This is a genomic window from Stenotrophomonas sp. YJH_SMC_40, assembly GCF_059368615.1.
On sequence record NZ_JCAFRX010000006.1, the window covers coordinates 74,601 to 98,038 of the forward strand.

23 protein-coding genes and 1 tRNA gene are annotated in these 23,438 nt (G+C 67.6%); 9 read left to right on the top strand and 15 right to left on the bottom strand.

The genetic code is table 11. The features are described from left to right. The first annotated feature begins 255 nt into the window (after positions 1 to 255). Positions 256 to 336, top strand: a complete 81-nt coding sequence (locus AC5P6X_RS12895) for a helix-turn-helix domain-containing protein (RefSeq protein ID WP_197592592.1) — start codon at positions 256 to 258, stop codon at positions 334 to 336. 123 nt (positions 337 to 459) lie between these two features. Here AC5P6X_RS12895 and AC5P6X_RS12900 read toward each other — a convergent pair. From AC5P6X_RS12900 to birA, 4 genes are all read right to left on the bottom strand, one after another. Next, positions 460 to 535, bottom strand: a tRNA-Thr gene (locus tag AC5P6X_RS12900). Positions 536 to 575: 40 nt separating this feature from the next. Next, positions 576 to 1,430, bottom strand: a complete 855-nt coding sequence (locus tag AC5P6X_RS12905) for an SPOR domain-containing protein (RefSeq protein WP_049449482.1) — start codon at positions 1,428 to 1,430, stop codon at positions 576 to 578. Positions 1,431 to 1,439: 9 nt separating this feature from the next. After that, entirely contained in the window at positions 1,440 to 2,171 is a 732-nt protein-coding gene (locus AC5P6X_RS12910; RefSeq protein ID WP_005407698.1) for a type III pantothenate kinase, read from the bottom strand. Next, a complete protein-coding gene (gene birA, locus AC5P6X_RS12915; protein WP_049460450.1) occupies positions 2,168 to 3,136 on the bottom strand; it encodes a bifunctional biotin--[acetyl-CoA-carboxylase] ligase/biotin operon repressor BirA in 969 nt (322 codons plus the stop codon). The genes AC5P6X_RS12910 and birA overlap by 4 nt, the downstream gene beginning before the upstream one ends. Positions 3,137 to 3,280: 144 nt before the next feature. Here birA and AC5P6X_RS12920 point away from each other — a divergent pair, with 144 nt between their 5' ends. Continuing rightward, complete coding sequence (locus AC5P6X_RS12920) at positions 3,281 to 3,559, top strand: hypothetical protein (RefSeq protein ID WP_005407696.1); 279 nt, start codon at positions 3,281 to 3,283, stop codon at positions 3,557 to 3,559. Then, complete coding sequence (locus tag AC5P6X_RS12925) at positions 3,526 to 4,317, top strand: M90 family metallopeptidase (protein ID WP_239667406.1); 792 nt, start codon at positions 3,526 to 3,528, stop codon at positions 4,315 to 4,317. Before AC5P6X_RS12920 ends, AC5P6X_RS12925 begins: the two co-directional genes overlap by 34 nt. Before the next feature lie 85 nt (positions 4,318 to 4,402). On the opposite strand, the gene AC5P6X_RS12930 is transcribed toward AC5P6X_RS12925, so the two are convergent. The 4 genes from AC5P6X_RS12930 to dusA all read right to left on the bottom strand — a co-directional run bounded on the left by AC5P6X_RS12930 (position 4,403) and on the right by dusA (position 8,229). Further along, positions 4,403 to 5,827, bottom strand: coding sequence for an ATP-binding protein (locus AC5P6X_RS12930; protein WP_032953760.1), 1,425 nt, complete (start codon positions 5,825 to 5,827; stop codon positions 4,403 to 4,405). 25 nt (positions 5,828 to 5,852) lie between these two features. Continuing rightward, complete coding sequence (locus tag AC5P6X_RS12935) at positions 5,853 to 6,536, bottom strand: response regulator transcription factor (RefSeq protein ID WP_004136763.1); 684 nt, start codon at positions 6,534 to 6,536, stop codon at positions 5,853 to 5,855. 73 nt (positions 6,537 to 6,609) lie between these two features. Continuing rightward, positions 6,610 to 6,984 carry a hypothetical protein gene (locus AC5P6X_RS12940; protein ID WP_005407693.1) on the bottom strand — a complete coding sequence of 125 codons (375 nt, stop codon included), beginning with the start codon at positions 6,982 to 6,984 and terminating at the stop codon, positions 6,610 to 6,612. A 213-nt stretch (positions 6,985 to 7,197) separates the two neighbouring features. Beyond that, positions 7,198 to 8,229, bottom strand: a complete 1,032-nt coding sequence (gene dusA / locus AC5P6X_RS12945; protein WP_099604903.1) for a tRNA dihydrouridine(20/20a) synthase DusA — start codon at positions 8,227 to 8,229, stop codon at positions 7,198 to 7,200. Positions 8,230 to 8,449: 220 nt separating this feature from the next. Here dusA and AC5P6X_RS12950 point away from each other — a divergent pair, with 220 nt between their 5' ends. Continuing rightward, positions 8,450 to 8,869 carry a lysozyme inhibitor LprI family protein gene (locus AC5P6X_RS12950; RefSeq protein WP_223017033.1) on the top strand — a complete coding sequence of 140 codons (420 nt, stop codon included), beginning with the start codon at positions 8,450 to 8,452 and terminating at the stop codon, positions 8,867 to 8,869. A 42-nt stretch (positions 8,870 to 8,911) separates the two neighbouring features. Then, positions 8,912 to 10,693: a peptidoglycan-binding domain-containing protein gene (locus tag AC5P6X_RS12955; protein ID WP_149500630.1), complete on the top strand. Its 1,782-nt coding sequence runs from the start codon at positions 8,912 to 8,914 to the stop codon at positions 10,691 to 10,693. A 293-nt stretch (positions 10,694 to 10,986) separates the two neighbouring features. Here the strand turns inward: AC5P6X_RS12955 and AC5P6X_RS12960 are convergent, their stop codons facing one another. After that, on the bottom strand, positions 10,987 to 11,175 hold the full coding sequence (locus AC5P6X_RS12960) for a sulfate transporter (protein ID WP_239667405.1): 189 nt from the start codon (positions 11,173 to 11,175) through the stop codon (positions 10,987 to 10,989). Positions 11,176 to 11,270: 95 nt separating this feature from the next. Between AC5P6X_RS12960 and AC5P6X_RS12965 the strand changes: the two genes are divergently transcribed. Continuing rightward, complete coding sequence (locus AC5P6X_RS12965; RefSeq protein WP_005407688.1) at positions 11,271 to 12,251, top strand: cation diffusion facilitator family transporter; 981 nt, start codon at positions 11,271 to 11,273, stop codon at positions 12,249 to 12,251. A 111-nt stretch (positions 12,252 to 12,362) separates the two neighbouring features. After that, complete coding sequence (locus AC5P6X_RS12970; RefSeq protein WP_004153735.1) at positions 12,363 to 12,788, top strand: organic hydroperoxide resistance protein; 426 nt, start codon at positions 12,363 to 12,365, stop codon at positions 12,786 to 12,788. A 147-nt stretch (positions 12,789 to 12,935) separates the two neighbouring features. On the opposite strand, the gene mmsB is transcribed toward AC5P6X_RS12970, so the two are convergent. Genes mmsB through AC5P6X_RS12995 form a run of 5 tightly spaced genes read right to left on the bottom strand, consistent with a single transcriptional unit; the run spans position 12,936 to position 18,475 of the window. Further along, positions 12,936 to 13,826, bottom strand: coding sequence for a 3-hydroxyisobutyrate dehydrogenase (gene mmsB / locus AC5P6X_RS12975; RefSeq protein WP_043035424.1), 891 nt, complete (start codon positions 13,824 to 13,826; stop codon positions 12,936 to 12,938). Then, entirely contained in the window at positions 13,823 to 14,998 is a 1,176-nt protein-coding gene (locus AC5P6X_RS12980; protein WP_187757506.1) for an enoyl-CoA hydratase/isomerase family protein, read from the bottom strand. Before AC5P6X_RS12980 ends, mmsB begins: the two co-directional genes overlap by 4 nt. Continuing rightward, positions 14,995 to 15,792, bottom strand: a complete 798-nt coding sequence (locus AC5P6X_RS12985) for an enoyl-CoA hydratase (RefSeq protein WP_005411946.1) — start codon at positions 15,790 to 15,792, stop codon at positions 14,995 to 14,997. Before AC5P6X_RS12985 ends, AC5P6X_RS12980 begins: the two co-directional genes overlap by 4 nt. Further along, the gene (locus tag AC5P6X_RS12990) at positions 15,789 to 16,955 is read right to left on the bottom strand and encodes an acyl-CoA dehydrogenase family protein (protein ID WP_329757198.1); all 1,167 of its coding nucleotides are present in this window, start codon (positions 16,953 to 16,955) and stop codon (positions 15,789 to 15,791) included. Before AC5P6X_RS12990 ends, AC5P6X_RS12985 begins: the two co-directional genes overlap by 4 nt. Before the next feature lie 14 nt (positions 16,956 to 16,969). Then, positions 16,970 to 18,475 carry a CoA-acylating methylmalonate-semialdehyde dehydrogenase gene (locus AC5P6X_RS12995; RefSeq protein ID WP_012478809.1) on the bottom strand — a complete coding sequence of 502 codons (1,506 nt, stop codon included), beginning with the start codon at positions 18,473 to 18,475 and terminating at the stop codon, positions 16,970 to 16,972. 115 nt (positions 18,476 to 18,590) lie between these two features. On the opposite strand from AC5P6X_RS12995, the gene AC5P6X_RS13000 reads away from it, so the two are divergent. Next, entirely contained in the window at positions 18,591 to 19,958 is a 1,368-nt protein-coding gene (locus tag AC5P6X_RS13000) for a helix-turn-helix domain-containing protein (RefSeq protein ID WP_262091040.1), read from the top strand. Between the two features lie 320 nt (positions 19,959 to 20,278). Here the strand turns inward: AC5P6X_RS13000 and AC5P6X_RS13005 are convergent, their stop codons facing one another. After that, the gene (locus tag AC5P6X_RS13005) at positions 20,279 to 22,171 is read right to left on the bottom strand and encodes a patatin-like phospholipase family protein (RefSeq protein ID WP_329757197.1); all 1,893 of its coding nucleotides are present in this window, start codon (positions 22,169 to 22,171) and stop codon (positions 20,279 to 20,281) included. Between the two features lie 193 nt (positions 22,172 to 22,364). Here AC5P6X_RS13005 and AC5P6X_RS13010 point away from each other — a divergent pair, with 193 nt between their 5' ends. Next, positions 22,365 to 23,414, top strand: coding sequence for a bifunctional nicotinamide-nucleotide adenylyltransferase/Nudix hydroxylase (locus AC5P6X_RS13010; protein WP_049449375.1), 1,050 nt, complete (start codon positions 22,365 to 22,367; stop codon positions 23,412 to 23,414). Positions 23,415 to 23,438: the final 24 nt, after the last annotated feature.

A 23,438-nucleotide genomic window follows, 5' to 3' on the forward strand; every position in this document is an offset into this window, starting at 1 on the left:
CTGTCAACGGCCACTGTCCAATTGCCACCCTCGACCTGCAGGCAGACGCCCGACTCTTCAACGGCGAAGTGATCCCCCAAAGGATGACGCTCTTGTCGCCCGACATAAAGCCCAGGGGGCCGATGTACCCGCCACACTCATTCTTGGCGTTGGCCCGGCCACAGGCGACGATGCCGAACTCCTCAGTGAAGTTGGCGCACACGTCCCGGACCTGCACGGCGTCCGGGTCCCAAGGGGGCCCGTGAACGGGCCGGCGTGTCGCAGGTCGATCTGGCCGAACGGCTGGGCAACACGCAGACGCTCGTGTCGAAATGCGAGCGCGGGGACGTCGGATAGAGGCCGGGAGCGGATCAAGTTCTCCGAGGCGCTCGGCCTGCTGGGCGAGTACCTCGAGCAGCGCGCTGCCAGACTCCAGCTGAAGTCCAGAAAGAGCAAAGCAAAGGGGCGCTGACTGTACGATGGTGCCGCTTATCCGAATCGAACGGATGACCTACTGTTTACAAGACAGTTGCTCTACCAACTGAGCTAAAGCGGCATGGGGGATGCACCGGCGGCAGCGCCGCGGTCAGGGGATTCTAGCGCAACCTTGCGCATTCCAGCGACCGGCTCTGTGCCGCCCCGCTGCGCTGCTGGGCCTGGGCCGGCTGCGTGCCTGCCGCCAGCTGCCCTTCCAGCCACCACTGGCCGGCGTCGCCGCTGGCGACAAGGCGCGGCTGGAAGCCGGCGGCCTGCACCGCCGCCATGCGCCGCTCGGCGCCTTCGCGGTTGCGGTACTGGCCCAGCGCCACGGCGTTGGCCTCCTCGCCTTGGCTGATGATGTAGTAGTCGCTCAGGCCAGCGGCGACGATGCGTTTCACGGTGGCCTGGGCTTCTTCGCGGTTGGCGGCGGCCGGCAGCATCACCCGGTAACGGGCACTGCCGCTGGCAGCGGGCTGTTCGCGTAGGCGCACCTGGCTGAGCAGCGTGCTGGCCTTGCCCTGCGCACTGGTAGCGGCGGCGCGGTCGGCGAACGGGCCCAGCGCAACGCAGCGCGGCGGCTCGGCGGCCGCGGGCGGGGTTGCGGGCTTTTCCGGCGCCGGGGTCGGGGTCGGTGCAGGCGGTGTTGCCGGTTTGGCAGCGGCCGCAACCGGCGTAGCCTCAGCTACCTGCGGCTTGGGAATTTCCGGCTTGGCCGGCACAGCCGGCGCCGGCGTCGCAGCCACTGCGGTCTTCTCCGCCGGTTCGCGCTCCATCAACGGCGCGGTCGGCGCGGCGGCCGTGGCTTCGGCGGCCGCAGCGGCATCCACGCCACCGGGCACCCAGCGCAGCTCGGCCACGCCGGCCGGTTGCGGCGGCGGCGCAGGCTTCTGCGGCGCATCGCGCAGCAGCCACCAGCAGGCGACGCCAAGATTGAGGATGGCCAGTACGACGATCAGGGCACGGGTCAGCATGCGCGGATACTAGCCTGCGGGCTGGTGCACCGCCCAGCGGGCGAGGCCATCCAGCACCAGCGAGGGGTGGTAATCCGCGCCGGGCAGCAACGGCATCAGCGCCGGTGCGCCGCCACCATGCACCAGCAGCGACGGTGCGACGCCCAGCAGCGTGTGCGCCTGCTGTGCGCTGCGTTCGATCAGTGCCACGGCCGCACCATCGCAGCCGGAGGCGAGCGCGTCGGCGGTGTCGTTGGCGAACTCACTGTAGTCACCACCCGTGGCCGGCAGCTGCACGGCACGGGCGTGCAACGCTTCGCGCATGGTGGTGGGCGATGCTGAAATGCGGCCACCGTGGTGCTGGCCGTCGGCGTCGAGCAGATCGATCGTCAATGCGGTGCCCACCCCGACCACCAGCACCGGGCGCTGCGCCTTGGCCGCGGCCAGCAGGGCCAGGAAGCGGTCCACACCGAATTTTTCGGGCTTGGCATAGGCAATGCGCACACCGGCGCATTCGGCGCTGGTACGCACCACGTGCACGTGCTCGAAGCGACGCTGCAGCTGGTCCAGCATCGCGCTGGTCAGCGACGGTGCGGCCACGCTGGCCACGAACGCGGTGGTGCCGCTGGGCAGGCTGTGCGGCGGCTGTCCGGCCATGCCTTCGGCGCCATGCGCCCAGGCCTGCACGTCACCGGCACGGTCACCCTGCAACGGCGCGAACTTGAAGCGCGAGTTGCCGAGGTCGAACAACCAATCGCTCATGCCGCCCTCACGCTGACTTCGCCGGCGTGCAGCAGGCGCTCACGGCCATCGATGCGCACGCGCAAGGCGCCGTCATCAGCCAGGCCGAGTGCGGTGCCATGCTGCCACTGCCCTTCCAGTTCCACCCGTACTTCTCGACCGGCCAGCATGTCGAACGCGGCGTAGCGCGGCAGGAAGGGAGCGAGGCCTTCGCGATCGAATTCTTCCAGTGCCGGCAGCAGGCGCGCCAGCACGGCAGCAACCACCACATTGCGGTCCACCGGCTTGCCGGCCAGCGTGTCCAGGTCCACCCACGGCTGGGTGATCTGCTCGGCGAAGGACGGCGGCATGTGCGTGTTGATGCCGATGCCGATCACCGCGCGCGCCGGGCCGGCGTATTCGCCACCGCCTTCTGCGAGCAGGCCGACCAGCTTGCGCTTGCCATCGACAATCAGGTCGTTCGGCCACTTCAGCTGCGCCTGGGTGTAGCCCAGGTCGTGCAGCGCTTCGGCCACGGCGATGCCGGCCACCAGGCTCAGCCCGGCCAGGCGACCGAGGCCACCGGAGAACAGCCGCAGCACCGACAGGTAGATATGCGCGGCCAGCGGCGACGCCCACGTACGGCCGCGACGGCCGCGGCCGCCGGTCTGGCGCTCGGCCAGCAGGACGCTCACCCCGCGCTGGGGCGCGCTGCAACGCAGCAATTCGGCGTTGGTCGAGTCCACTGTCCAAGCGACCTGCAGGTCGTGCAGCAGGGCTTGGACGCCGGCAGGCAAGCCGGCACGGATCGCATCAGGGTCCAGCAGGTCGACCGGGCGGGTCAGGCCATAGCCCTCCCCTGCACGGCCCTCGATGTCCACACCGGCGGCTCTAAGTCCTTGAATACGCTTCCAAATGGCCGCCCGGGTCTGGCCCAGCTCACGGGCCAGGGCGTCGCCGGAGAGGCGACCGGCAGCGAGTTTGGCCAGCAGTTGGCGGTCGTCCACGGCAGCTTCCACGAAGTCAGGAAGGAATTATGCGGGAAAGCCGCCAGCGGCGCCCGCCACGCTGGGTTCCGCGGGGGCTTCCAACGGGGCGCCGGGTTCGGGCTAGAATCGGGAACTCACCTTCCCTTAACGTGGATGTCGTCAATGCGCCGTTATGCCCATTGCCTGATCCTGCTGACGATGCCCTTCGCGGCGTCTGCGACGGCAGCGCTGGACGACAGCCGCGGCGCCTGCGTGTCCTCCAACGGCGATGCCGCTTCGCAGCGTGCACCGACCGCGACCGCTTCGGCCGCCACCACCAAGCCGGCACCGGTCCGCCCGGCAGCCAGCACCAGCACGGGCGGCGGTGGCAGCGATGACGACGTGCTGCAGCGCATCCGCGCACCGAAGTGGCACAGCTACCTGCCGGGAATGTTCCGCTGATCAAGTCGTTGCTGCAGTGGCTGCGGCCTGCGCCGCGGCCGATCGACGATGTACTGTGGAATGAGGCCTGCCGCCGCGCCGCCTGGCTGCACGGTCTGGACGACGGACGCCGCGCGCGATTGCGCCTGCTGGCCACGCGCTTCCTGCACGAGAAGACCATTACCCCGATCGGCGAGCTGCAGCTGCATGCCGGCGATGGCGTGCTGCTGGCGGCACTGTGCTGCCTGCCGCTGCTGGAGTTCGGCAAGGTGGGTCTGGAAGGCTGGTCGCAGCTGATCGTCTACCCCGATGCATTCCGCGTACATCGCCGCCACATGGATGCGGCCGGCGTACTGCATGAGTGGGATGACGAACTGATTGGCGAGTCGTGGGACAGCGGTCCGTTGATCCTGTCGTGGGCCGATGTGCAGGCCGACCTGGCGACGCCGCACGAGGGCTACTGCGTGGCGGTGCACGAGATGGTGCACAAGCTGGATGCGCTGGATGGCGCGATGGACGGCACGCCGCCACTGCCGCGCGAGTGGCAGCGCGAGTGGGCCGCCACCTTCCAGCGTTCCTACGACGCCTTCCGCGCGCAGGTGGATGCCGGCGAGGAGACGTTGATCGACCCGTACGCGGCCGAGGCGCCGGAAGAGTTCTTCGCGGTGGCCAGCGAGTATCACTTCTCGGCACCGGATCTGCTGCAGCAGGCGTTGCCGGAGGTGGCCGCGCAGCTGCGGCGGTTCTACGGCGAGCCGCCGAAGATCGAAACACGGTAGTGCCGGCCGCTGGCCGGCAACCTCATGATCTTCGATGGCATTGCTTGGTTGCCGGCCAGCGCCCGGCACTACCGATCAACGAGGTTTACGGCCCTGGCGGCAAACGCACTTCGAAACGGGCGCCGCCCAGTTCGCTGGAACGGCCGACGGCCAGTTCGCCGCGGTAATCCTTGATCAGGTCCTGCACGATCGACAGGCCGATGCCGTGGCCCTGCACGCGCTCGTCGCCACGCACGCCACGCTGCAGCACCTTGCCGATGTCGTCCGGGGCAATGCCCGGGCCATCGTCGTCCACCGCCAGCAGCAGGCCAGCGCGGCGCGCGTTCGGTGCCGGCAGCGGCTGCGCGGTCAGCAGCACGCGGCGGTTGGCCCACTTGAAGGCGTTTTCCAGCAGGTTGCCAAGCAGTTCCTGCAGGTCGCCCGGTTCGCCGTGGAAGCGCGCGGCCGGATCGATGTCGAACTCGCACAGCACGCCCTTGGAGGCGTAGACCTTCTCCAGGCCACGTACGATTTCCTCGGCGTTGGACTCGATCGGCAGCGGCGCGGAGAACAGCTTGTGGCCCGACGACGCAGCACGTGCCAGCTGGTACGAAACCAGATTGTTCATGCGCTGCAGCTGCACGTCCAGCTCTTCGCGCAGCGCGCCATCGCCCGCGCCGCTGTCCATCTGCGTGCGCAGCACCGCAATGGGCGTCTTCAGGCTGTGTGCCAGGTCGGCCAGGGTGTTGCGCTGGCGCTCGAGGTTCTCGCGCTCGCTTTCAATGAAGGCGTTGATGCTGTCGGTCAGCGGTTCCAGCTCGCGCGGGTGGCGCTCGCTCATGCGCTCGGTCTCGCCGCGCTGCACCTTGGTCAGCTCGGTGATCACCCGACGCAGTGGACGCAGGCTCCACTGCAGGATGACGGTCTGCAGCAGCAGCAGGATCAGGCCGATGCCGCCCAGGTAGAACCAGACACGGCCACGGAACACGCGCAGCTGCGCGCCCAGCGCACGCGAGTCTTCCATCACATAGATGGTGTACGGGAATTCGGTGGCCGGGTCGGCGTCGGCGTCCCACACCAGGCCCAGGCCATAGCGGTACACCGAGCCCTGGCTGCCGTCGATCTGGATCATCGGCAGCGGGCCTTCGAACACTTCCTGGCGTGGCGCCAGCAGGCCGCCGCCGACGGTGGGCAGCATCGGGCCTTCGGCGGACATCGAATTGCCCTTGCCGTGCGGCATCACCACCTGCAGGTACAGGCCACTGCCCGGCACGTCGAAGCGCGAATCCGGCGGCTGCTCGCGGATGTACAGCGAGCGGTCGCGGGTGAAGTCGATGCCGGCCGCGTACGCGGTGGCGTAGTTCTTCAGGCGCTCACGCAGGTTCGCCTTCGCCGTATCGGCGAAGGCGGCGTCGAGTGCGTAACCGGCCAGGGCCAGGAACGCGACCAGGCCTACGGACGCGGCAAGCATCTGGCGCGCCTGCAGGGAGCGCGGCCGCCAGCGTCGGAAGAACCACAGACGGCCGGACATCATGGTCTCGCCAGGCTGAGCCGGCTCAGCCCTCGTTGCGCGGAATCGCGAAACGGTAGCCGCGGCCGCGCACGGTCTCGATCGGCTTCAGTTCGCCATCCGGGTCCAGCTTCTTGCGCAGGCGGCCGATGAACACTTCCAGCACGTTCGAGTCGCGGTCGAAGTCCTGCTGGTAGATGTGCTCGGTGAGGTCGGCCTTGGAGACCAGTTCACCGGCGTGCATCATCAGGTACTCCAGCACCTTGTATTCGTAGCTGGTCAGGTCGACATTGCTGCCGGCCACGCTGACGGTCTGCGCAGCCAGGTCCAGGGCGACCGGGCCGCATTCCAGCGTCGGCTTGCTCCAGCCGGCGGCGCGGCGCAGCAGCGCGTTGACGCGGGCCAGCAGCTCTTCGACGTGGAACGGCTTGACCAGGTAGTCGTCGGCGCCCTGCTTCAGGCCTTCGACCTTGTCCTGCCAGCTCGAACGCGCGGTCAGGATCAGCACCGGGAACTTCTTGCCTTCGTCACGCAGGGCCTTGATCAGCTCCATGCCCGACATCTTGGGCAGGCCGAGGTCGATGATGCCGACATCGAACGGAACTTCGCGCCCCATGTAGAGGCCTTCCTCGCCGTCCTGCGCAGCATCGACGGCAAAGCCTTCGCGCTTGAGCCGGGCTGCCAGGGTCTCACGCAGCGGGGCTTCGTCTTCGACCAGAAGGATACGCATGAACTCTCCCTAGTGTCCTGGGTGTGGCCCGGAGGCCTGTGGGGTACGGGTTGATAGCGACAACTATCCCTGTTCAGGGGTTATCGCCGCGTAGTGATGACATATCCGACCGCGGCGTGCGCGGCTGTGAACGCGACGGTGCGGGGTCGTCCATGTAGCGGACCCGGCCCCGATCGTCCATGTACTTCACCCGGTTGATGTCACGCCCATCGAACGGCACGCGCTCGGCGCCGAGGATGTGGCCGCCGGTGGTGCGCTGCACGCGGCGCACGGCATCGGACAGCGAGCGCTCGTCGCCACGGCCACCGCGCTCACCCCGCTCCATCATCTCCGCGCGCCCCTGATCGCCACGCGGCGGCTGTTGCGCCAGCGCCGAAGACAGCGGCGCAGCCGCCAGCACCACGCAGGTGGCCAGGGCAATGCGGCGATGGAAGGGAGCGGAAGACATCGATGCGATCCTAGCCGAGCACGGCGATTCGTTCAAAAGTCGTAAATCCGGGAGCCGGGTTCGGGACCCGGCGCTTTACAAATCCTTTGCAAATTCTTGGTTTGGGGCAGTGAATCCGGTCTGAACTTTTCCGGCCCTGCGCTCGCGTCGTTCATCTAGGTGAACATTCGGGACGAATCGCCGCCCCTTGTCAAGTCAGGACCGTGACCGACGTCACGCCGCGGCGCGATCAGCTTCGCGTTCGGTGACCGCCAGGGCCTGTTCGATCAGGCTCCAGCCGGCGCCGGGGCGGTGTGCGCCCTCGCTCAGCACCTGGCGGAAGGCGCGACCACCGGGCTGGCCATGGAACAGGCCGAGCAGGTGGCGGGTGATGTGCTTCAGCGCCAGGCCTTCGCCCAGCCGCGCATCGATGTAGGGGCGCATCGCGCGCAGCAGGTCACCACGTGCCTGTAGCGGGGCGCCGGTGTGCAGCGCCTCCAGCTGATGCAGCAGATAGGGGTCGTGATAGGCCGCCCGGCCCAGCATCACGCCATCGACGTGCGCGGCCTGCGCCTGTACCGCCTCGATGCTGGCCAGGCCACCGTTGATAACCACCGGCAGCGCCGGGCGCTCCTGCTTCAGGCGGTAGGCCCAGTCGTACTTCAGCGGCGGAACCTCGCGGTTCTCCTTCGGCGACAGGCCCTTCAGCCACGCGTTGCGCGCATGCACCACCACCATCGCCGCACCAGCGGCGACCTGGCGGTCGACGAAGCTGGCAAACACGTCGTAGTCGTTGTCCTCGTCCACGCCCAGGCGGCACTTCACCGTTACCGGGATGTCGACCGCATCGACCATGGCCGCCACGCACTCGGCCACCAGTACCGGCTCGCGCATCAGGCAGGCGCCGAAACGCCCGGCCTGCACGCGGTCGGACGGGCAGCCGCAGTTGAGGTTGACCTCGTCGTATCCCCACTCGGCGGCAATGCGCGCAGCCTGCGCCAGCAGGGCCGGATCGCTGCCGCCCAGCTGCAGCGCCAGCGGCTGTTCGCTGCGGTCGAAGCCGAGCAGGCGCTCGCGGTCGCCGTGGATGACCGCGTTGGCGTGCACCATCTCCGTGTACAGGCGTGCACCCGGCGCCAGCACGCGATGGAACACGCGGCAATGGCGGTCGGTCCAGTCCATCATCGGGGCAACGGACAGGCGCAGGGAATCAGCGTAACGGGCGGTGGCGGACGTCATCGGGGTGTTGATCGTGGAGACTGGCATTGCCAGTGAGATCAATAGTTTACACCGCTCGGCTGAATGGCGGCGGCTGGCGCCCGGATAGCGCTGGGGCGTCCGGGCCCGAGGGCCGTCCGCAGGCCGGGCGGCGCCAACCCACAATGACGGGCAACCGGTCACAGTTGTCGCGATTCGTTGACGACGACGAAATATTGACGCCGTTATAGTCCGTCGCTCGCAATGGATTGGACGTGTGGAGCAGATGATGCAGCACAAGCGTTTGAGCAGGACCCTCGCCACCGCGCTGGCGGTCGCCGTACTGGCCATCGGCACGGCAACCGCAGCACCGGCTGCCACCGGGCTGAGCCCGACCTTCACCACCTGCCGTGACAAGGCACAGGGTGCGATCGAGCAGGCCGCCTGCCTGACCTCGGAAAGCGCACGCCAGGACCAGCGCCTGAACCAGGCCTACCGCCAGCTGCAGGCAAAGCTGAGTGGCGCAAAAAGGACCAAGCTGGTGAATGCCCAGCGCGCGTGGCTGCAGTCGCGCAGCCGCGATGGCGAACTGGATACCGCGCTGTACGACGATTCGCAGCCCGGCAACCTGCAGGGCGAGCTGAACGATGTGATGCGCCTGAGCGCGCGTGCCGACCAGCTGCAGAAGTATCTGCAGCTGCTGGACTGACCCTTGAGGGGCAAACCCTCTGACTGCACAAGGATGTAAGACATGCCAACCAACATCGATACCCATGATCTCGATGCCACCTCCGGCGCCGTGTATTTCGCCGTCGGCCGTGGTACCGAAGGGGGTCCCGCCTCCTACCATCTGGCCATCGCCGGCATCACCCAGGGCGTGACCGAACCGCACTGGGGCACGGTGAACAAAGTCGCGCAGAACAGCGGTTACAGCCTGGGCGCGATCCAGGTCGACTTCGGCCAGCGCGGCGAGTGGGCGCTGGGCGCCATCGACGGCCACGCACTGAAGGCGGGCGAGACGACCTATGTCGACGCCGTGATCGATCAGGCCAGCACCTATGCCAAGGCGCACAACCTGCCCTTCACCCAGGACCACGCCGGCCTGCGCCGCGACCTGCTCAGCCACGGCAATGGCCTGAGCGGGCGCAGCTCGATCCAGTTCATCGATACCAACACGCGCGACAGCATCAACGCCTGGGCCGGTTCGGCCGAGGGCAAGCAGTGGATCCACGCGAACATCGACTACCCGCAGGTGCGCAACGCCACCCGGATCGGCATGGCGATGGTGGACGCACACGGCAGCGGCATCGCCGAGGAAAACCGCTTCGAAGCGATCAGCCTGATCGCCAAGACCGCCAACCAGTTGCCCAGCCAGCTGCCCAAGCTGCAGAAGGTGCTTGAAGAAGGCGGTGACTACGAGGCGCTGCGCGCGAAGGCCGGGCAGATCCGCGAGACCTACCAGTACTTCGACGCGCCCAAGGCCGGCGACATCGCCGTGCGCTACGAAGATGCCTACGCCAACAACAAGGACGCAATGGACCGCGCCCATGCCAAGGTCAGCAGCCGCGACTACTCGCCCGCCGGTGAACACAACGATGCGGACATCAAGGTGGCGCTGGACCAGATCGGCGCACCGCGCCAGCAGGCCGGTTCGCAGACGTTGAAGGAAGGGTCCAGCGGCCGTGACGTGCTGAAGCTGGAGAGCAATCTGGTCACGCTGGGCTATGCCAGTGCTGGCGGCCAGCAGACGCTGAATCCGGACCGGCGCTTCGATGCCACCACCCGCAAGGCGGTGGAAGACTTCCAGCGCGCACACAATCTGGACCCGGTGGACGGCAAGGCCGGGCCAGCCACGCTGGCCGCGATCGACCGCGACGCGCGCGAACTCCAGGGCAACCTGGCCGCGCTCGGGCTGACCGACGCCAAGGGCCAGGCCATCGGCAGCGATGGCTATCTGGGCGGTGGCAGCCGCCATGCGATCAACGCTTTCCAGCAGCAGCATGGCCTGCCCACGACCGGCATTGCCGATGCGGAAACCCGCCAGGCGCTGGCCAATGAAGTGCAGCAGCGTGCGCAGGCACGGGGCAGCACCCCGGAACAGCAGGCCGCGGCCGAGCCTGCGCGCGAGACGGTGTACCCGATGTCCGACCCGCGCAGCCCGCAGAACTGGCTGTACACCGAGACCCTGGTGCAGGTGAAGTTCGCCGAGGAAACGCGTGGCCTGCCCTCCGGCGAGCACAGCGAGAAGCTGGCCGCTGCGCTTACCGTGGAAGCTGCACGTGCCGGCCTGTACCGGGTTGATCGCGTTGAGCTGAACCAGGATGGCTCGATGGCGCGCGCGGTGCAGGCCAATGCACTGCACGACGAAAGCGCGTTGAACCGCAATACCGCGCCGGTATCGACGGCGGACGCGATGCGCCAGAGCGTGCAGGAAAACAGCGAGCGGGCATTGCAGGTGAGCGATCAGCAGCGCGAGCAGCAGAAGATCGACCAGCAGACCCAGCAGCACGGCCCGCGGGCCATGATGGCGTAAGAGAGCGGGCCCACGGGCCTGCGAGTGCCATTGCCTTGCTCACCCCTCGTCGGTTTGAGGCCGACGGGGGCGTTGGTTGAGGTGCGTCGAGGATTGTCGCAAATGTGAGGTCTTGCGCCCGGGCGCGTGCTCACGCTTCGAGGTAGTCGGCCTCGCGGTGTAGTCGATCCGGTTTGATCGCGTCGACGCTTTGACGACAGATAAGTCCGTCCGGAGCTTTCCCCAAGTGATCAGTACCCGCCATCCATAGGCGGTCTGCTTCTTGAAACACTGCCGCCTCAGGCGGTCAGGTCTCACAGGTGGGCGTCGCGCAGATCAATCTGCACCTTCGGCGTCACGTGCTGATAATCGAACACCGCACCCAGAGGGCCGGCCGAGGCAAAGAACACCTGCCCACGCACGCGGTAGACCTGCGTGTCATCGGCATCGTAGCGCTGCATATCCCGCATGCGGCCGAGGAATTCGATGACCATGTTGGCCATGCCCTGGGCGGCGCATTCGCGATCACGCTCGCTGGGCCTCTCGTCGATGTCCTCAACGTTCTGCGACGCTGCCAGACAGCGGAAGGCAGCGAGGCATGCCGCCGCTCTACAATCGGGCCATGGCCACCCACCGCCCGCAGTTCTTCGACCCCGCCACCGAACAGGGCGTGCTGCGCCTGTCGATCGCCGCCTCGCTGCTGCTGGCCGCCGCAGCAGTGGTATTCGGCCTGCTGGCCAATTCCTCGCTGATCATCTTCGATGGCATCTACGGCCTGATCGACGTGGTGATGACCTGGCTGTCGCTGCTGGTGGCACGCCTGATCGCGCTGTCCACCCAGACCGATGCGTTGCAGTCGAGGCTCAACCAGCGCTTCACCATGGGTTTCTGGCACCTTGAGCCGATCGTGTTGGGGGTCAGCGGCACGCTGATGATCGGTGCGGCACTGTATGCCCTGGTCAATGCGGTGGATGCACTGATGTCCGGGGGCCGCCACATTGCGCTGGGCCCGGCCATCGCCTTCGCCGGGCTGTCCATCGTCGGCGAAGGCGCACTGGCCTGGTTCATCCTGCGCGCCAACCGCCGCATCGGCTCGGAGTTCATCGCACTGGATGCGAAGAACTGGGTGATCGCGGCCAGCATGTCGGCCTGCTACCTGCTGGCCTTCCTCGGCGGCGTGCTGGTGCAGGGCACGTCCTGGGCCTGGGTCGGGCCGTACATCGACCCGGCCATCCTTGCCTTCGTCTGCGTGCTGGTGATGATCGCCCCGCTCGGCACCGTGCGCCGGGCGCTGGCCGGCATCCTGCTGGTCACCCCGCCGGAGCTGCAGGCGCACGTGGATGCCGTGGCACGCGCGATCGTGGCCAAGCATGGCTTCGTCGAGCACCGCAGCTACGTGGCGCAGGTGGGGCGAGGTGAGCAGATCGAGCTGTTCTTCGTGGTGCCGGAAAACGACCCACCGCGGCCGCTGGTGGAATGGGACCAGCTGCGCGACGAGATCGGCGACGCGCTGGGCGAGGCCTCGCCGGACCGCTGGCTGACCATCATGTTCACCACCGACCGCGAGTGGACGATCTAGGCCAACAGGACGATCGATCAAGTTTTTCGTACGCCCTGCAACCCAACGTACGCGGAAAGCGGGCAAAGTAGGCTCCAACGCAGTACCCACCCACTGACCAGGAGCATCCCGATGTCCATCGAAAAGGTTCTGTACACCGCCCAGGCCACCTCCACCGGCGGCCGTGAAGGCCGTTCCGTCTCCTCCGACAACGTGCTGGACATCCAGCTGTCGACCCCGCGCGAGCTGGGCGGCGCCGGTGGCCCGGGCACCAACCCCGAACAGCTGTTCGCCGCCGGCTATTCGGCCTGCTTCCTGGGCGCGCTGAAGTTCGTGGCCGGCCAGGCCAAGGTCGCGCTGCCGGCCGACACCACCGTGACCGGCAAAGTGGGCATCGGCCAGATCCCGACCGGCTTCGGCATCGAAGCCGAGCTGACCATCAACGTGCCGGGCGTGCCGCGCGAGCAGGTCGAAGAGCTTGTGCAGAAGGCGCACATCGTGTGCCCGTACTCGAATGCCACCCGCGGCAACATCGACGTGACGCTGATCGTTGCCTGATGGGGTGCTGCCGGCCAGCGGCCGGCACTACCAACGTAAAGAGCAAAAAAATGGGCGGATGCCGGTCGAAACCGAACATCCGCCCATCCCACCTTCGTTGTCCCACAGGGGGCATGAGGTTGCCGGCCAGCGGCCGGCACTACCAGGTCACTTCTCGCTGGTGATGAGCTGCACGACGCTGGAGAAATCCAGCTTGCCGCGGCCGGCCTGGTGGTTCATCGAGTACAGGTTGCGGGCCACTTCGCCCAGCGGAATCGAGGCACCGACACTCATCGCCGCTTCCACCGCCAGGCCCATGTCCTTCAGCATCAGATCGCTGCCGAAACCGCCGCTGTAACCGCGCGACGCAGGCGCGTTTTCCAGCACGCCCGGCCACGGGTTGCACACTTCGGTGGCCCAGCTGCGGCCGGTGCTGACCGCCATCATCTGCGACAGCACCTTCGGGTCCAGGCCGTGCGCCACGCCCAGCGCGATGGCTTCACCGGTCACCGCCATGATCACGCCCAGCGCCATGTTGTTGCACAGCTTGGCGACCTGGCCGGCGCCGCTGGCGCCAACGTGGAAGATATTCTTGCCCATCGCCTGCAGCACCGGGCGCGCGCGTTCCAGCGCGTCCTCTTCGCCACCGACGATGAAGGTAAGGGTGCCGGCCTGGGCACCGGCGGTACCGCCGGATACCGGCGCGTCGATCATCTGCAGGCCACGTGCGGCAGCGGCTTCGGAGACCTTGCGGGCGCTGGCCGGTGCGATCGTGCTGCAGTCGATGACCAGTGCGCCGGCCGGAATCGCGGCAAGAATGCCGTCGTCGCCCAGATACACGCCTTCGACGTGGCGGCTGGCCGGCAGCATCGAGATCACCACCTCGGCATCGGTCAGGGTGTCGCGCGCCGACGACGCAGCACTGGCACCGGCGTCAACGGCGGCCTGCACCGCGGCCGGGACCAGATCGAACACGCGCACGCTGTGGCCGTTCTTGACCAGATTGGCGGCCATCGGGCCACCCATGTTGCCCAACCCGATGAATGCAATGCGGCTCATGCAAGGCTCCTTTCAACAAGGGGAGTGCCCAGGTCGGCCAGCGGATGCGCGGCATCGGCCCAGGGGGAAGCGAAGAAGGTGTCGGCCCACGCGCCGGTGGCCTCGGCCAGGGTGGCCGGGTTCCACTGCGGATTGCGGTCCTTGTCGACCAGCAACGCGCGGATGCCTTCGGCGAAATCACCGTGGGCGGCGCAATGCAGCGCGACGATGTACTCCAGGCGATAGATCGCGGCCAGATCCTGGCCGGCACTGCGGCGCTGCAGTTCGTACGCCAACCGTGCCGAACCGGGTGCACCGGCGGCGAGAGTCTTCTGTGCGGCCTGCAACCAGGCGTCGTCGGTCTGCAGGCCGGCAATGCGCGCCACGATGGCCTGCAGGTCATCGCCTTTGCACAGCGCCTCGACCTGCGCCGCATTGGCCAGCAACGGGCCGGTGGCGGCGTCGCTGGCGTGCGACTGCAGCAGATGGGTCAGGCGTTCGTGGTTGTGTGCGGCATCGCCCGACCAGGCCACCTGCAGCAGCGCATCGAACACCGCGCTGCGGCGTTCTTCGGCCACGTGCACGTCGGCCAGGCCGGCGTAGATGGCATCGCCCGGGTTGAGCAGTGCGCCGGTCAGGGCCAGGAACAGGCCACCCTTGCCCGGCACGCGCGGCAGCAGCCAGCTGCCACCGACATCCGGGAACAGGCCAACGGTGATTTCCGGGAAGGCCAGCTTGGAGCGCTCGCTGACCACGCGGTGGCTGGCGCCGGACATCAGGCCGATGCCGCCGCCCATCACGATGCCATGGCCCCAGCACAGGATCGGCTTGGCGTAGGTGTGGATGAGATGATCGACGCGGTATTCAACGTCGAAGAACTCGGCGGCGTAGTCGTTCTCGCGGATGTCGCTGCGGCCAGCCTCGCGGAAGGCGACCATGCTCTTGTACAGGCTGTGCAGGTCGCCGCCGGCGCAGAACGCCTTCTCACCGGCACCCTGCAGCACCACCATGGCGATGCCGTCGTCATCGGCCCAGGCATTCAGCTGCTTCAGCAGCAGGTGCGCCATCGGCAGCGAGAAACCATTGAGCGTGCGCGGCGCGTTGAGCGTGGCGATGCCGATGCGCGTGCCGTTGCCGGCCACGCGCTCCTCAAACAGCACCGGTGCGTCGTCGGCAGCGGTGTCGATGCTCATGCGTTCTTCCACTGCGCGGTGCGCTTTTCCAGGAAGGCGGTCACGCCCTCGACCTGGTCGGCGGTGTCGAACAGGTCGACGAAGGCTTCACGCTCGGCCACCAGCGCCGAGGCGTGGGTGCCGGTGCGGGTGGACTGCACCAGGGTCTTGCAGGCGGCGATGCTGGTCGGGCTCTGCTTGCCGGCCTTCTTCGCCCATTCCAGGGCCAGTGCCTTGGCTTCGCCCTTGCCGACCTTTTCTTCGGCCAGGCCAATGCGCAGTGCGGTCTCGGCATTGATGCGCTCGCCCAGCAGGATCATGCGCTTGGCCCAGCCCTCGCCGACCAGGCGCGGCAGGTTCTGGGTGCCACCGGCACACGGCAACAGGCCGACGGTGGCCTCCGGCAGCGCCACCTGGGCGTGGTCTTCGATGATGCGCAGGTCGCAGGCCAGTGCGCATTCCAGGCCACCGCCCATGGCGTAGCCGTTGATCGCGGCGATCGACACGCCACGGAAACCGGACAGCGCTTCGAAGGCTTCACCGAAGCGGCGCGCGGCCTCGCGTGCAGCGGCCTTGTCGCCGGAGGCGAACTGGTTGAGGTCGGCACCGGCGGAGAAGAACTTCTCGCCGTCACCGGTGATCACCAGCGCGTAGATGTCGCGGTCTGCGTTGAGCGCACCCACCAGGTCGCGCAGCGCCGACAGGCTGTGCACGGTCCAGGTGTGCGCCGGCGGGTTGTTCAGGGTGACCACGGCGGTGTGACCATCCACCTCCACCTTCAGGCCCACGTGCTCCTGGGTACGCCAATCCTTCATCGCAGTTCCTCTTCGGTGTTGAGCAGGTGACGGGCAACGATCACCCGCATGATCTCGTTGGTGCCTTCCAGGATCTGGTGCACGCGGCAGTCACGCAGCAGGCGCTCGATCGGGTATTCGCGGATGTAGCCGTAGCCGCCGTGGATCTGCAGCGCTTCGTTGCAGACGTTGAAGCCGGCATCGGTGGCGAAGCGCTTGGCCATCGCGCACCACACGTTGGCGTCGCTGGCACCGGCATCGAGCTTGCGCGCGGCGGTGTGCACCATCTGCCGGGCGGCGACCAGCTGGGTGACCATGTCGGCCAGCTTGAACTGCAGCGCCTGGAACTCGGCCAGCGCCTTGCCGAACTGGCGGCGCTCGCCCATGTAGCGGCGTGCGGCATCCAGCGCACCCTGCGCGGCACCCAGCGAGCAGGCGGCGATGTTGATGCGGCCGCCGTCCAGACCCTTCATCGCCAGCTTGAAGCCGCCGCCTTCCTCTCCCAGAAGGTGGCTGACCGGCACGCGGACGTTTTCGAAGGTGATGCCACGGGTGGGCTGGCTGTTCCAGCCCATCTTCTCTTCCTTGCGGCCGAAGCTGATGCCCGGCAGGTCCGACGGCACCGCAATGGCGCTGACACCGCCGGCACCGGCACCACCGGTGCGCGCCATCACCACCAGCAGCTCGGTGGCACCGGCGCCGGAAATGAAGGCCTTGGAGCCATTCAGCACATAGAAGTCGCCATCGCGCACGGCGGTGGTCTTCAGCGAGGCCGCATCGGAACCCGCACCCGGTTCGGTCAGGCAGTACGAGGCCAGCTTGAGGCCCGAGGACAGATCGGTGCCCCACGCATCGCGCAGGGCCGGCTGGCCCCACCTGGACACCATCCACGAGGCCATGTTGTGGATGCTGATGTAAGCCGCGGTCGACGGATCGACGTTGGCGAGCTCCTCGATGACGACGGCGGCGTCCAGTCGGCTCAGGCCGCTGCCGCCCACTTCCGGGTCCATGTACAGGCCGCAGAAGCCCAGTTCACCGGCCTTGGCGATCGCCTCGCGCGGAAAGATGCCCTCCGCATCCCATTGCGCGGCGTGCGGCGCCAGTTCGGCCTGTGCGAAGTCGCGCGCCGCCTCGCGGTACGCCTGCTGCGCTTCTTCCAGTTCCGTCGTCATCGAGTGGCTCATGGCTGCTCCTGCCGTTACTTCAGGCTGATCGTGGTGTTGACGCCGTGGCTCAGCGTCTCGTCATCGAACCAGCGCGCGGTGACCGTCTTGGTCTGGGTGTAGAACAGCACCACCTGCTTGCCATACGGGCCCAGGTCACCCAGCTTGGAGGCGCGCGAACCGGTGAACGAGAACAGCGGCACCGGCACCGGGATCGGCACGTTGATGCCGACCTGGCCGACGTCGATGTCTTCCTGGAACTTGCGCGCGGCCGCGCCGGACTGGGTGAACAGTGCGGTGCCGTTGCCATTCGGGTTGCTGTTGACCATCGCGATGGCGTCTTCCAGCGTTTCTGCTTCGAGGATGACCAGCACCGGCCCGAAGATTTCTTCCTGGTAGATGCGCATGTCGGTGGTGACACCGGCAAAGATGGTCGGGCCAACGAAGTTGCCCTTCTCGAAGCCATCGACCTGCGGCTTGCGGCCATCGAGCACCAGCTTGGCGCCCTGCTCCACGCCCGAGGCGATCAGGCCTTCCACGCGCTCGCGGGCGCTGCAGGAAATGACCGGGCCGACGTCGGTGCCGGACACGGTGCCGGCGCTGACCTTCAACGTCTTGGCCTTTTCGACCAGGTCCTGCACCCAGTTGCGCGCCTCACCGACCAGCACCAGGGTGGAGGCGGCCATGCAGCGCTGGCCCGCGGCACCGAAGGCGGCACCGACCATTGCGTTGAGGGTCTGTTCCTTGTTGGCGTCCGGCAGCACCACGGCGTGGTTCTTGGCGCCCATCATGCACTGCACGCGCTTGCCGGCCAGCGAGGCACGGTTGTAGACGTGGGTACCGACGCGGGTGGAGCCGACGAACGACACGGCCTTGATGTCCGGGTGGTCGCAGATCGCGTTGACCACTTCTTCGCCGCCGTGGACGACGTTCAGCACGCCCTTCGGAATGCCGGCTTCCAGGGCAAGCTCGACCAGGCGCATGGTGACCATCGGGTCCTGCTCGGACGGCTTGAGGATGAAGGTGTTGCCCGTTGCAATCGCCATCGGGAACATCCACAGCGGGATCATCGCCGGGAAGTTGAACGGGGTGATGCCAGCGCACACGCCCAGCGGCTGCATGATCGTGTAGGTGTCCACGCCATTGGCCACGTTGTTGGCCAGCTCGCCCAGCTGCAGGTTGCCGATGGCGGCGGCGTGCTCGACCACTTCCAGGCCACGGAACACATCACCTTCGGCGTCCGGCAGGGTCTTGCCCTGTTCGGCGGTGAGGATGTGGGCCAGCTCGCTCATGTTCTCGCGGATCAGCTGCTGGTACTTCAGGAAGATGCGCGCGCGGGTGCCGATCGGGGTCTTGCGCCAGGTCTTGAAGGCTTCCTTGGCGGCGGCGACGGCGGCGTCCACTTCGCCGGTGGTGGCGAACGGCACCTTGGCCAGCACGTCCTGGGTGGCCGGATTGATCACGTCCTGCCAGTGGGAGGTGGCCGATTCAACGAACTGGCCATCGATCAGCATGCGGATACGGGGCGCTGCAACAGTCATGACGACAATCCCACGGGGTGCGAAAGATGCTTGGCATTATTCACAGCAACCGACTCGATTTCCGGGCTGAATCCGCTTAATCTGGCCAACACGCCAGACGATTCATGTTAATTCTGTGAATAATTCAGCCACCCAGCGGCAGCTTGGCCTGCGCTTGCTACGGCTGCGCGAGCAGCGCGGCTACAGCCAGGTGGACCTGGCCCGCGCCTTGGGCCTGTCGGCCAGTTACCTGAACCAGATCGAGCGCAACAAACGCCCACTCACCCCGGCCGTGCAGAAGAAGCTGGGCGAGGTACTGGGCGATGTTTCCTCACTGTTCGACGAAGATGAACCCGCTGCCCTGCAGGAAGCACTGGGCGAGACCCTGCGCGACCTCGGCTTGGCCGACGTCAGCGCGACCGAGCTGCGCGCCCTGGCCGGCAACCTGCCGCAGGTCAGCCGCGCACTGCTGGACCTGCACCGCCGCCACCTGGCGCTGCGCGAGCATGCCGCCGCGCTGGAGTTCCAGCTGGGCGAGCCCGGTGCCGGCAGCACACTGCCGGCCGGCGACCAGGTACGCGAGTTCTTCAACCGCATGCACAACCACATTCCCGAGCTGGACGAGCTGGCCGAGCGCCTGTTCGCCGAGTGGGGGCTGTCACCCGGGCATGTGGCACCGCGGCTGCGCCAGCTGCTGGCCGACCGCCATGGCGTGCTGGTGGAAGTGGCCGCCCTGCAGGCCGGGCGCGAGAAACGACAATACGATGCCGGTGCGCGGCGGCTGTGGCTGCCCGATTACCTGGAGCCCGGCCAGCAGGCGTTCCAGATGGCGGCCGAGCTGGCCCTTCACGGCTACCTGCCGCAGATCGATGCGGTAGTGGCGCGCGCTGGCTTTACCGATAAGGCACGCATCGCGCAGGCGCGGATTGGCTTGTCGAATTACTTCGCCGGTGCGTTGGTGATGCCGTACATGCGTTTCCTGCGTGCGGCCGAGGCCAGCAGTTACGACATCGAGCTGCTGGCGCACCAGTTCGGCGTGGGCTTTGAAGCGGTCTGTCATCGGCTGAGCACGTTGGCGCGGCGCAGCGCGCCCGGGCTGCCGTTCTTCTTCATCCGCGTGGATCGCGCCGGCAACGTCTCCAAGCGCCATTCGGCCACCGACTTCCACTTCTCGCAGGTGGGAGGGTCGTGCCCGCTGTGGATCGTCTACGAGGCGTTCAACCAGCCCGGCCGCATCCTCACCCAGACCGCGCGCATGCCCGATGGGCGGCGCCACTTCTGGCTGGCGCGGCAGGTCAGCAGCGGGCCGGTGGGCCATGGCCAGCCACGCAAGACCTTCGCGGTGGCGCTGGGCTGCGACCTGCAGCACGCCGAACGACTGGTGTATTCGCTGGGGCTGGATGTACAGAGCCCGGGGAACTCGGTGTCGATCGGGCCGGGTTGCCGGGTGTGCCCGCGCGAGGACTGCATGCAGCGCGCGTTCGCGCAGTTGCCGGGGCGGTAGGGTTGGTTCGGCAGGGCTGCGCCCTGCACCTGCGGTAGTGCCGGCCGCTGGCCGGCAACCTCAAAAGCAACAGCGGGCTTTCCGTGGGATGGCGGGGCGGTGTCGGATTGCGGGGACGCCGTGAACCCGTCCCTGAAGTGCCCCCCCGGCATCCATGCCGCGGACACCCCGCAATCCGACACCACCCCGCCTTCGACAGTTTCCTCCTGCTGCTGGAACCTGATGCTGATGCTGATGCTGATGGTGGGTGCCGACCGTTGGTCGGCACGCTCTGGCCCTGCGCGAAATGCATCCACGCATGGCGTGGATCTACTGCCGGCTCAGTAGATCGGCGTGACCTTCATCTGCGGCAGCGGACGCGGTGCTCCGTCGGTAAGGTCCGGGCCGAGGTCTTCCCAGGTACGTCCCTGCTCGACCATCAACCCCCACAGCTGCTGCGAGGCCAGCCGCTTGTCTTCCGAGCCCAGCTTGTACGACGGCGGTGCCGGTTCCCCGCGGGCAACCATCGCGTACGCCGCGCGGTAAGCCAGTACCTGCTGCGCCGGATCATCGGTGCGTGCCACTTCCAGCGTGTAGCGCTGGTAGGCCGAGGCCAGGTTGCGCCAGCGGATCCAGTAGTGATTCTCGAACGAGAACGAACAGAAGCGCGCACCGGCGAGGCTGCCCTTGTCGGCGATGCGGGTCAGCACCTCCTGCGGCATGTCCAGGTTCATGCCGCCCTCGTCGCCCTGCAGGCTGACGTGCACGATGCGGTCGCGGTAACCCGGCGCGCGCGCCTGCAGCAGATCGCGCCAGTTCTGCATGGTCGCCACCACCGCGAACATGAAGCGGCCCAGCTCGGCGGCCGCCAGCGGTGTGGCGATCGACTGGTAGGTGCGCTGCCAGCCGTGTCGGTTCTCGGTGGGCAGGAACACCGCGTGCTCCAGCGACTGGCGGCCACTGCTGCCGTGGTTCACCTCTTCGGCGTGCTGCGGGTAGACCAGATTGATGGCGAAGGTCGGCCAGCGCGGCAACGCGGCATCGAACAGATGGATCGGGAAATTGCTGCTGATGCCACCATCGGAGAACCAGCAGATGCGGAAGGCGGTGATCACCGGGCCGCAAGCCTGCCCGGCGCTGGTCAGCCCTTCCATGCTGTCGGCCACGTTGTGCTCGGGGTCGGCCGCCGGCGCGGTCGGCTCGCAGCGTCGTTCGCGGCGTGAGGGTTCATGCAGCGGCACCGCGCTGATCAGCAGCGGGAAGCTCAGGCTCATGCGCGTGGCCACCAGCACCGGCAGCTTCGGGCCCGGCGGCAGGTGGTAGTACTGCCGCCCTTCCACCTCCAGCGGCGGGCCGGCCTGCGTCACCAGCCACTGCACCACGCTGGCCGGGAACAGCTGCTCGAATTCCTCGCGCAGGAACCAGAACTGCGCGCCGCCCAGCGGCAGCGTGCGCGGCTCGTTGTGCGACACGCAGGTGGTGATCATCTGCAGGCTGATCGCATGCGGGCTGTCCGGCTCGCCGGCATAGCGCGGCGCATCGTGCAGGTCGGCGAAGGTGAGCGGTGCATCCAACGGCTTGCCGGACAACTGCTGCAGGCATTCGTGCAGCCACTCGGTCAGTGCCGGCGTGCGAGCATCGCGGCCGAGGCCGCTGCACAGGCCCAGCAGATTGCGTCGCGCCACGCGTGCCACACGAAGCGCGGCACCGGCCACACCCGCACCGTACGCACACAGCAGCGACGGCAGCAGCGTGGCCGCCACCCCGCTCCAACCACCGCCCCACCAGCCCAGGCCGAGCAGCAGCGCCAGCGACACCAGCACTTCCAGCGGCGCGATCTCGAACACGGCAACGGCCAGGCACAGCAGCTTGTGCGGCAGGCTGGCATTGCCGGTCAGCACCACCAGCAGGCGATAGGCCGCGCGTGCGCCGCGTGCGGGCTGGAACAGGCTGTAGATGAAGCCGCGCCGCGACAGCTGCGCCGACACCGCCGACAACCCGCCATAGCCTGCATCGCCGGGCAGGTGCTCGCCGGCCTGCTGGCGACGATCACCGCAGGCCGCCGCAGCCGCCACGGCGGCGGCGATGGCGCCGGCCGAAGTGCCGCCGATGCTCTTGAAGCGATACTCGCGCGCCAGCGCCAGTACCGCATTGGGGTACACGATGCCGCTGGTGATGCCGCCTTTCATGACCAGATCGCAGTACTTGTCCGCCACTGTCTTGCCCCCGAGCATGCCGTCCGCCGCGTGGGTGCCAGTATGGCGCAGGGGCTTCTCAGGGCCTGAGAACAACGGCGCAGTCCGCGCACGCAATGCGCCGTTCAGCAGAAAGCACGGCTGCAGGCTTGACCCGCCCCGCCATCGGCGTAGCATCTGCAGCAAGCCAAGGGACAGACCCGCGGCTGCCACAACGACATGAGGGATTCTCATGGAATTCGACTATCTCGTCTTCATCGGGCGATTCGAGCCCTTCCACAACGGCCACGCCGCCGTTGCCCGCCTGGCCCTGAGCCGGGCCCGCAAGCTGATCTTCCTGGTCGGCTCTGCCGATACCCCCCGCAGCCTGCGCAATCCCTGGACCGTGGCCGAACGCGCCGTGATGATCCAGGCCGCCCTCGATGGCCACACCGACCGTCTGCTGATCCGCCCGCTGCGTGACCACCTGTACAACGAAGCGCAGTGGATCGCCAACGTGCAGCGCCAGGTGGCTGAAGCCCTGCGCAACGACGGCGCCGCCGCCGATGCGAAGGTGGGCCTGATCGGCATGGACAAGGACGCGTCCAGCTACTACCTGCGCGAGTTCCCGCAGTGGCCGCTGGTGGACGTGCAGCACACCGCCACCCTGTCGGCCACCGAGCTGCGGCGCTACCTGTTCGAAGCCGGCGACGTCGACTTCCACGGTGCGCTGCTGATGCTGCGTGGCAATGTGCCGGGGCCGGTGTACGACATGCTTGAAGCGTTCCGCAAAAGCGCGCCTGCCTATGGCCAGCTGGTGGCCGAGTACCGCTTCATCGAACAGTACAAGGCCGCCTGGAAGGATGCGCCCTACGCGCCCACCTTCGTCACCACCGATGCGGTGGTGGTGCATTCAGGCCACGTGCTGCTGGTGCGTCGCCGCTCGGAACCCGGCAAGGGGCTGTGGGCGCTGCCCGGCGGCTTCGTCGGCCAGGAACAGAGCCTGCTCGACAGCTGCCTGCGCGAACTGCGCGAGGAAACCCGGCTGAAGATTCCACTGCCGGTGCTGAAGGGTTCGCTGAAGGGCCAGCAGGTCTTCGACCACCCCGACCGCAGCCAGCGCGGCCGCACCATCACCCACGGCTTCCACTTCGAGTTTCCGGCCGGTGACCTGCCGCCGGTGCGCGGCGGCGATGACGCTGACAAGGCGCGCTGGATCCCGGTGAGCGAAGCCCTGGACATGGGCCCGCAGCTGTTCGAAGACCACCTGCACATCCTGGAGTATTTCCTCGGCCGCGGCTGACAGGCCCGGCCTCCCCACTGGCGG

Bases quoted from the DNA above. Each gene is read 5' to 3' on its own strand.
- AC5P6X_RS12970 (WP_004153735.1), top strand. From the start codon at position 12,363: ATGTCCATCGAAAAGGTTCTGTACACCGCCCAGGCCACCTCCACCGGC.
- AC5P6X_RS12935 (WP_004136763.1), bottom strand. From the start codon at position 6,536: ATGCGTATCCTTCTGGTCGAAGACGAAGCCCCGCTGCGTGAGACCCTG.
- AC5P6X_RS12905 (WP_049449482.1), bottom strand. From the start codon at position 1,430: ATGCTGACCCGTGCCCTGATCGTCGTACTGGCCATCCTCAATCTTGGC.
- mmsB (WP_043035424.1), bottom strand. From the start codon at position 13,826: ATGAGCCGCATTGCATTCATCGGGTTGGGCAACATGGGTGGCCCGATG.
- AC5P6X_RS12920 (WP_005407696.1), top strand. From the start codon at position 3,281: ATGCGCCGTTATGCCCATTGCCTGATCCTGCTGACGATGCCCTTCGCG.
- AC5P6X_RS12955 (WP_149500630.1), top strand. From the start codon at position 8,912: ATGCCAACCAACATCGATACCCATGATCTCGATGCCACCTCCGGCGCC.
- AC5P6X_RS12985 (WP_005411946.1), bottom strand. From the start codon at position 15,792: ATGAAGGATTGGCGTACCCAGGAGCACGTGGGCCTGAAGGTGGAGGTG.
- AC5P6X_RS12995 (WP_012478809.1), bottom strand. From the start codon at position 18,475: ATGACTGTTGCAGCGCCCCGTATCCGCATGCTGATCGATGGCCAGTTC.
- dusA (WP_099604903.1), bottom strand. From the start codon at position 8,229: ATGCCAGTCTCCACGATCAACACCCCGATGACGTCCGCCACCGCCCGT.
- AC5P6X_RS12990 (WP_329757198.1), bottom strand. From the start codon at position 16,955: ATGAGCCACTCGATGACGACGGAACTGGAAGAAGCGCAGCAGGCGTAC.
- AC5P6X_RS12965 (WP_005407688.1), top strand. From the start codon at position 11,271: ATGCCGCCGCTCTACAATCGGGCCATGGCCACCCACCGCCCGCAGTTC.
- AC5P6X_RS13005 (WP_329757197.1), bottom strand. From the start codon at position 22,171: ATGCTCGGGGGCAAGACAGTGGCGGACAAGTACTGCGATCTGGTCATG.
- AC5P6X_RS12950 (WP_223017033.1), top strand. From the start codon at position 8,450: ATGCAGCACAAGCGTTTGAGCAGGACCCTCGCCACCGCGCTGGCGGTC.
- AC5P6X_RS12960 (WP_239667405.1), bottom strand. From the start codon at position 11,175: ATGGCCAACATGGTCATCGAATTCCTCGGCCGCATGCGGGATATGCAG.
- AC5P6X_RS12940 (WP_005407693.1), bottom strand. From the start codon at position 6,984: ATGTCTTCCGCTCCCTTCCATCGCCGCATTGCCCTGGCCACCTGCGTG.
- AC5P6X_RS12930 (WP_032953760.1), bottom strand. From the start codon at position 5,827: ATGTCCGGCCGTCTGTGGTTCTTCCGACGCTGGCGGCCGCGCTCCCTG.
- AC5P6X_RS13010 (WP_049449375.1), top strand. From the start codon at position 22,365: ATGGAATTCGACTATCTCGTCTTCATCGGGCGATTCGAGCCCTTCCAC.
- AC5P6X_RS12980 (WP_187757506.1), bottom strand. From the start codon at position 14,998: ATGAGCATCGACACCGCTGCCGACGACGCACCGGTGCTGTTTGAGGAG.
- AC5P6X_RS12910 (WP_005407698.1), bottom strand. From the start codon at position 2,171: ATGAGCGATTGGTTGTTCGACCTCGGCAACTCGCGCTTCAAGTTCGCG.